Source organism: Veillonella sp. VA137 (assembly GCF_003992015.1).
GTDB lineage: Bacteria > Bacillota > Negativicutes > Veillonellales > Veillonellaceae > F0422.
The window spans coordinates 1-7,264 of sequence record NZ_RQVK01000026.1 but is presented as its reverse complement, the minus strand read 5'-3'; the positions used below and the strand labels follow the sequence as shown (position 1 = coordinate 7,264).

Sequence of the window (7,264 nt, the reverse complement as noted above, 5' to 3'; positions counted from 1 at the left end):
ATACTATAGAAAAGAAACAGTATAGAATAAAGGAAGAGTTACAAAATTCTTTGAAACGTTCGGATTATATATCCTCTCAATCTAAGGATAATTTTGATGTAGATAATTTTCCGAGCATCTGGCTTGCAATAGATTTATTGACATTTGGTTCTGTTGTAAAAATGATAGAAATTTTAAGTGAAAAAAATCTAACGCAATTAGCGAGTACATATAATTGCTCAAATTTGGAATTAGTTTCGTGGCTAAAATGTTTACATTTCATCCGTAATATATGTGCACATAACTCCAATTTAATAGATATAAAGTTAAAAACGAAACCTAAAATACGAAGTGTGTGGAAAGAACGACTCTTTTACGATGAAAAAGGTGGACAAGAAAAGCCAACTAATGGAGCCTCTATTGTAATTCTTATTGTTATGGAATTGGTGAAAATGATAAATTCAAAGTATAATTGGAGCCGCATTCAAAACGTTATTAGTAGCATATGCAGTAATGATGAAGAAGCACAGCTGTTTGGGTTTAAAAATAAAAAAAGTGCAGATTTATTAAGTTAGATAACTTTTTAAAGAGGATAAACATAAAATAGCTATGTACTAATTAAGATGGTTTATACTGCTTTGAAAATTAAAAACAATGATTCTCTATAAAATTCCACCATTCCATGCTATACTATAAGCAAGTAAATATTTTAGATTTGCAAGGGAGCCTATGTAATAGGCTGAGAAAGGACTATGAAGTACCTGACCTTTTGACCTGATCGGGATCATGCCCGCGTAGGAAGCACGCTGACATATGTGGGTATCGATGTAATGTCGATACCTTTTTGTGTATAGAGCACCCCAAATAGGCTCCTTTGTAATGAAAGGAGCTTTTTATGTTTTACACACAAATGCAAGCAGCCCAAAAAGGCATTGTTACCGACGCGATGAAAGTGGTAGCAGAAAAAGAGAACATGGATGTTGAAGTATTACGAGAGTTAGTGGCAAAAGGACATGTAACAATTCCATGCAACAAACATCATACGGCTTTGCAACCGGAAGGAATTGGTCAGAAGTTACGCACAAAAATCAATGTAAACTTAGGTACGTCTAAAGATTGTACAGATTACGAAGAAGAAATGAAAAAAGTTCATCATGCAGTGGCATTAGGGGCTGAATCGATTATGGACTTGTCTACACATGGTGATACAAAAGTATTCCGCCGTCTGCTTACCAAAGAATGTCCTGTTATGATTGGCACCGTGCCAATCTATGATAGCGTTATTCATCATCAGAAGGATTTAGGTGAATTGACTGCAGAAGACTTTATTTCTACTATCCGTCTTCATGCTGAAGATGGGGTAGACTTTGTTACATTACATTGCGGGATTACACAACATACAGTGGAGCAAATTAAACGTCACAAACGAAAATTAAATATTGTCAGCCGTGGCGGTAGTTTAGTTTTTGCTTGGATGTCTATGACTGGTCAAGAAAATCCTTTCTATGAATACTATGATGAAATCTTGGACATTTGTGCAGAGTATGATATGACTATTTCTCTTGGCGATGCATGCCGTCCTGGTTGCTTAGCGGATGCTACAGATATCTGTCAAATCGAAGAACTTGTTCGTCTTGGTGAGTTAACAAAACGAGCTCGTGAACGTGGTGTACAAGTGTTGGTGGAAGGTCCTGGACATGTGCCATTGAATCAAGTACAAGCCAATATGGAAGTACAACAAACAATCTGCGATGGGGCACCGTTCTACGTGTTAGGACCATTGGTAACAGACATTGCACCAGGCTATGACCATATTACAGCGGCCATCGGTGGTGCCGTGGCAGCCATGCATGGGGCAGCTTTCCTTTGCTATGTAACACCAGCAGAGCACTTAGCCTTACCTGATGAAAACGATGTGAAAGAAGGCATCATGGCTTTCAAAATTGCGGCGCATGCCGCAGACATTGCAAAAGGGATTCCCAATGCACGGGATCGCGATGACCGCATGGCAGAGGCGCGTCAAAAACTCGATTGGGAAGCACAATATGCAGTAGCACTAGACCCTGAAAAAGCACGTCGCATCCGTGAAAGTCGTGCCCCAGAAGAAGGACATAAAGAAGCTTGCAGTATGTGCGGAAAATTCTGCGCCGTACGGAGCATCAACAAAGCCTTAGAGGGCGAGAAAATCGATATATTATAAAAGAGAAAGGAAACAGCCAACTCTGTTAGGGAGTTGGTTGTTTTGTTGTATAGACCAAGTTAAATGTATGAATCTAACAGGTCAGAATATATTGTGAATAAATTTTATATCGATAGGCTTTGTATTTTTAGAATTATTGGGAGATAAAAGTTATAAATACATAGGGATTATCATATAAAGTAGTTGCTTAGTGCGGACACTATGATGTATCATAGTAATAACATATATGTATTTTTATCATTTATATGAGGTGTGCTATGAGAAAAAGAACAGCAATCGCTCTTGTTTTAGCTAGTGTATTTGCAGTCAATGCAGGTACTGCTACAGTAGAAGCTAGTTGGTTAAGTAAAACGTTAAAGAAATTAGACAATGCTTTGGGGGTTCCTGATAGTAATACACAGGTGACACAACAGTCTGATGGAAATTTACGTTTACCACAAGCAGGAGAACGATGGATTCTGATTTCTGAAAATAAATATTATAAAACGTACTTAGATAGAACTAAAGTATATGCAAGAGGAGAAGCTCAGAATCGTGTGGTAGAAGGCGTATTTAAGAGAGAATTTACACCTTTGGGATCTCAATGGTTAGGTGGGTTTGGAGAGGTCAAACCAGATGTAGTAACAGTAGAATATTATTCGAATGAGTATTATGTAAATTCTGTCCAATGGCACAATATTGGAACGTATTCAATACCAACTTCTTATTATGATGTCCATGGTAACTTAATTTACAGAAATGGTAGCATAGAACGTAAATACTACGGTAATTATGTGCCAGATTCTGAAGAGGAACATATCAAAGACAGACTCTTCCACATGTTTGGCTGGGATTATTAATCTATAAATCAATTCTATAGTTATCGTTTTAAGGGGGATGTATTGTGAAAAAGTGGAAACTATTAGGGTTAGCTTGCTCGTTATTTGTGTTGGCAGGTTGTGCGAGTCTGGACTCGAATATTGAAGTGGATAATGATTTTAGTGGTAAATGGGAGTCACAACTACAAATTCCCGAGCCAATGAGTAAAGTGGAATTAGAGTCGGCACTTCAAGATTCTTTACAAAAAGAAGCAAAAGGTTCCGTGCCTGTAGGAAAATTAGATGATAAGGAAATTAACGAAAAAATTCAAAAAGACCAGCAAGCACTAAAAGAGTTTGCTGATAAGCACATTAAACTAGAAGCTGTAGATCCAACAGGTAAAGAAATTAATGATAAAGATGGTACCGTAAGATCTGGCAATTGGAAGATTACAGCAAAATTTGATGATGACAAGGAATTAACAAAAACATACAGAATCATTTATGGTGCATTAGGTAGCACTCCTGCGGAAAATGTTATTTTCCCATATGGTGATGAAAGTAATGAATACATGTTCTATATGGGTAAATCCTTTGGTACTACAAAAATTACCGTTGATGGGGATATTAAAAAAGAATTTGAAACAGATGGTGTAGTCAAAGACGATACAATCACATTTGTGAAAGATAAAGAAATTCGTTTTGTATTTACAACAGCCTCTCATTTCTTCAGAAATACAATCATTGCGATTATTGTTATAGGTGGCGCAATTGGTGGATTTATATTTTGGAAACGAAGAGGTGTCTAAAATGAACGTAAAACAAGCTTTTGTAAAAGGTTTTGCTTTAGTAGCAGTAGTTGCCTCTTTGGCAGGTTGCGAATCAGTATCTTCATTAGGGGGCAGTCCAGATTTATCAGGGACATGGTATCAATATCAACCAGGTTCTACTGATGGGACTAGTTATAGAAGTGGTACTATATATAAAATTACAATAGAAAAAGTAAGTGAGCACACATATAAAATGGCAGAATCAAAATATTATCAAAAAGGGATTAATGTAAAACACACATTCCTTAACGAAGAAGAATATTTAAAAAATTTTAATGGATTTATGACGTGGGGAGTAGAAAGAGGGCCTAACAAAGTAGGAGTTATACCACAATATGATGAAGAACATGAATGGGTAGGAAAAGTAGATAGATTTAACAAGCATGAACAAATTTTAACTGTTAGGGATGGAGTTGTATATTCAGCTTCAAATGGTGCAACACATACAATTAAAGAAGAAAATGGTAAGCTCGTCCTTGAAAGTGAAGGTAAAACAACATTACAAAGAACAGATGATTCATTTTTTGATGAAGCATTCAAACAAGAAGAAGAATTGATTCGAAAAGCTTTAAAAGAAGAAAATGAAAAAAGTCCGATGTATAAGTACGATGTTAGGAATATTACGTTCACAAAACGAGACTTATAGTATAAAGACGTAAGGTTAGTGTAAAATGTTTGTGGGAAAATAAAATAGAAAAGAAGGTCATCCTTTGTTACAATGAATGTGCTCAAATAACTCAAAGCAAAGGAGACCTTCTTATGGAATTTATTTTACAACAAGTAGCAGACAATTGCACCGATTTTTTTAACTTTTAAGATAACAAAAAGATTTAATGATGAAGATCATGTAAGCTTACAAACAGGTAAGAATATTAAAATGAAGTTAGCCACTGTATATACGGACAAAGTGGATGTGGGTTCTAAACACATGGAATTAGTCGAAAAACATTCTTTCATTTTATCTGGACGTTTAAGCTCTCGCCCGCCAGGATGGAGTGAAAAAGGGGTAGATACGCATGGGTATAGGTAGAAATCTTGTAGAATGTTTATTATAAAATCCGTTAGACATCATATTTTTTATTAATTTTACTTTAAACAAGGGGGAGTTAGCTATGAAAAAATATCTTACAGCGTTAGCTGCCACAGTAGTATTGGGTGTAACTTCAGGATTTGCCACAAATCCATTTTCGGATGTAACTCCCGATGATTGGGCATATCAAGCAGTAGCACAATTGGCCAAAGAAGGTATTATTAATGGATATTCAGATGAAACGTTTAAAGGCCAACATAACATTACTCGTTATGAAATGGCACAAATGTTAGCAAAAGCGTTAGCTCATCAAGATCGTAATGATGCTGAACAAAATGTTATTATCAACCGTTTGTCAAAGGAATTTTCTACAGAACTAAGTAACTTGGGCGTACGTACTGATATTTTAGAAAATAAGATGGGTAACATTGCAATCAATGGTGATGCACGATTAATGTTTGAACGTAATCGTACTGAATATGATTTGGATGAAGAGCCATATTCTGCGGCTAATTCATTAGGTACAAATATCAATAGATATAATGAAACACCACCAGAAACGTATGGAACAAGACAAATTCGACCAGAATCGGCACATGAAGATGCTCCGCCTAATCCACCTAAAATATATGTTACACCCCCTATGTTTACATATCGTGCACGACTACAATTCACCGCAACTGTCAATGATAATACTAAAGCTGTACTTCGTGTAAGCACAGGCGATAAAGAATTTGGATCTAATAAAAGTACCGATGTATCCGTTGACCGATTATATCTACAACATAATTTTGGAAAATATGTAACTACCTTCGTAGGACGTCATGATGCATTTATTGGTGGCGGATTAACCTATGATGGATCTTTAGAAGGGGCAACTATAATAGCCGGTAAGGATAAATTAAATGCATCATTCACATTTGGATATGCTCCGGATATGACTATGAAGGTTGCTACTGGTAGGGATAGAGATTATCCAGAACGAATCTATCAAGCTAATCTATTTAAATCATCGCATGAAAATAATGCGCAATTAGCTATTTTTCAAGTAAATAGTAAATTTGGTTCTCATGTAAAATTAGGAGCTTTCTATACAAAAGTAAATGGCATGGATTTAGGTGAAATCCTTGAAAATTCGGATGTACAAATGGCTTATGTTGATTCTTCTGATATGGTAAATAAATATTTAGACTTCTATGGTGTCTATGGAAATATTAAATTGAGTTCTAAAGTATTCGTAGATGGTGAATTTGCCAAATTTAGAAACATTAAAAATTATGCCTATGATGAATATAACATTAATGAATCTAACAAGGCTTGGACTGTAGGACTTACATATGGTAACTACATTCCACATAAACGTGGCACTTGGTCTGTGAAAACGCAGTATATTTTTTTAGGGAAAAGAGGACCTGTTTTTGCACCTACATTCTGGACGCCAGCAAATCAAAACTATAAAGGGTGGGCTTTGCAAGGTAAATATGCAGTCGCTAATAATGTTGGTTTAAAAGTATATGCTATAGTTAATCCGGAAGATGAAAGCGGAGATAAATTATCTAACTATTACCGTGCAGAAATTAACTATAAGTTTTAATAATTAAATTGGAAAAAGGTTAAATTGTAAGAGTATAATACATTTGTGACAAAACAAAAAAATAAGAAGGCTCTCTGTTATAATGAAAGTTGCTAAACCGAATCATTATTTCAAAGGAGAGACCTTCTTATTTCATTTATTATAACTGAAGAATTACGCTTTCGTAAACTCATTTGTGAATATGCTATAAAATATAAAAATAATGCTGAAGCAGCTAGACGGTATCATACAAGTAGACAACAAGTGCAACGTTGGGTAAAACGCTATGATGGAACGATTGAATCCTTACGGTTAAAGAGCCGTAGACCTCATTCACATCCAAATCAGCATACAGCAGAAGAGTTATCCCTAATAAAGCGTGTATATTCAAAATTTAAGCATGAAGGGTTGGCGCAAGTATATACGGAAGCTAAGAAACGAGGATATACTCGATCGTATGGCTCAATGTGTTGTCAAATTCGTCGGAATATTCCTAAAATTAAGGAGAAAAAACAATATTATAAAAGTAAGTGAAAGCCTGATGTAGTTACATACCTTAATGCTCTTTTAAAGGCACATCAACGATATGCGAGTAGATATAATAACATAGCACAGAAAGTATTGGGGTTTAAATCACCCAATGAATATATAGCAGAGTAGTTCTTAAATAAATCTTTAGGAGGTTGTGTCACAAATGTTTGACTACTGTAGAGATATATTTTATATGAAAAGTATAGAAACATTGTATTTATAGTTTGCTAGTGTTATGATATTATATTAGGCTCTTTGTCAAATGTGGGGGCTACTCATGTAAAAGCTTTTAGCGCTAGCTATGGAAATAGCTAGCGCTATTCT

8 protein-coding genes and 1 riboswitch are annotated in these 7,264 nt (G+C 35.4%); all 8 genes read left to right on the top strand.

All coding sequences use genetic code 11. From position 1 onward, the window contains the following. The coding region (locus EO116_RS08315; protein WP_206168336.1) for an Abi family protein at positions 1–554 on the top strand (554 nt) is incomplete at its 5' end. 134 nt (positions 555–688) lie between these two features. Continuing rightward, positions 689–797, top strand: a riboswitch (TPP riboswitch). A gap of 77 nt (positions 798–874) precedes the next feature. Beyond that, positions 875–2,179 (top strand): phosphomethylpyrimidine synthase ThiC, encoded by a 1,305-nt coding sequence (thiC, locus tag EO116_RS08310; RefSeq protein ID WP_126940342.1) that lies wholly within the window; start codon positions 875–877, stop codon positions 2,177–2,179. Positions 2,180–2,436: 257 nt separating this feature from the next. Further along, a complete protein-coding gene (locus EO116_RS08305; RefSeq protein WP_127161424.1) occupies positions 2,437–3,018 on the top strand; it encodes a hypothetical protein in 582 nt (193 codons plus the stop codon). A 44-nt stretch (positions 3,019–3,062) separates the two neighbouring features. Then, entirely contained in the window at positions 3,063–3,785 is a 723-nt protein-coding gene (locus tag EO116_RS08300; RefSeq protein WP_127161423.1) for a hypothetical protein, read from the top strand. Between the two features lies 1 nt (position 3,786). Then, entirely contained in the window at positions 3,787–4,452 is a 666-nt protein-coding gene (locus EO116_RS08295) for a hypothetical protein (protein WP_127161422.1), read from the top strand. A 231-nt stretch (positions 4,453–4,683) separates the two neighbouring features. Continuing rightward, on the top strand, positions 4,684–4,836 hold the full coding sequence (locus tag EO116_RS08495; RefSeq protein ID WP_164726107.1) for a hypothetical protein: 153 nt from the start codon (positions 4,684–4,686) through the stop codon (positions 4,834–4,836). Positions 4,837–4,918: 82 nt separating this feature from the next. After that, positions 4,919–6,430: an S-layer homology domain-containing protein gene (locus EO116_RS08290; RefSeq protein WP_127161421.1), complete on the top strand. Its 1,512-nt coding sequence runs from the start codon at positions 4,919–4,921 to the stop codon at positions 6,428–6,430. A gap of 129 nt (positions 6,431–6,559) precedes the next feature. Next, positions 6,560–6,943 (top strand): helix-turn-helix domain-containing protein, encoded by a 384-nt coding sequence (locus EO116_RS08685; RefSeq protein ID WP_370447275.1) that lies wholly within the window; start codon positions 6,560–6,562, stop codon positions 6,941–6,943. Positions 6,944–7,264: the final 321 nt, after the last annotated feature.